The organism is Neisseria sp. P0021.S006, from assembly GCF_051956895.1.
In genome coordinates this window covers 1-693 of sequence record NZ_JBQCWZ010000735.1, presented here as the reverse complement: position 1 = coordinate 693, position 693 = coordinate 1, and the positions used below count along the sequence as shown (strand labels likewise).

Genomic DNA, 693 nt, shown 5'->3' with positions numbered 1-693 from the left:
ATTTTGCAGATGTTTCCTGCGCCTGATTGCGTCCATAAAGGCTTGTTGGTACAAAAAGGCTGGAATATTTGGCTTTATGGCGATATTGAACTGCATTTCTCCGATAATCGGCTGACACAGATTCGTGCTGATTTTCAGCCTAATACTGCATTAAGCGGCGGCCGTTGGGTAAAGTTAAATCTGTGGTTTTTTGCAAATGGCTGCCTTGATGTATATGCCGTCATTCAACGCTTGGTACAACGCAATATCGATTTTATTAAAACGGAAACGCATACCAATTTGATTTTACAGCTGCAAAGCGGGGTTGAATTGATTTTTGAAAAATGTCGGGGTATGCAACTTGCCTCGTTCCGCAAACAAAAAGCCTCCCTGCCCCATTGGGCGCGTGAAACGGCTTCCTAAATAAAACAATGCCGTCTGAAAACATTATTTCAGACGGCATTATCAGTTACAAACCATTCAATAATTGTCGGATTTTCGTCATCGCAATAGAAGTCTGTTCATTACAGCCCTCAGTCCCTACTCCGCTATCAAAGCAATCAATGCTGCTGACGCTGCAAAAGTGGGTATAGGCCATTTTCAACTCCCTGGCCAAAACGGCTTCAGGCATACCGGTCATACCGAGTACATCTACCCCGTCACGGCGATAACGGGCGATTTCAGCGCGGGTTGGACGGCGCGGGCCTTGCAGGC

The 693-nt window shown here is 46.0% G+C and carries 2 protein-coding genes; one reads left to right on the top strand and one right to left on the bottom strand.

Going from position 1 to position 693, the window contains the following annotated elements:
- Positions 1-402 (top strand): hypothetical protein (locus ACTHUM_RS16795; protein WP_440403525.1); only part of this gene is annotated, 402 nt, incomplete at its 5' end.
- Positions 403-448: 46 nt separating this feature from the next.
- Here the strand turns inward: ACTHUM_RS16795 and ACTHUM_RS16790 are convergent.
- The coding region (locus tag ACTHUM_RS16790; protein WP_440403524.1) for a phosphorylase family protein at positions 449-693 on the bottom strand (245 nt) is incomplete at its 5' end.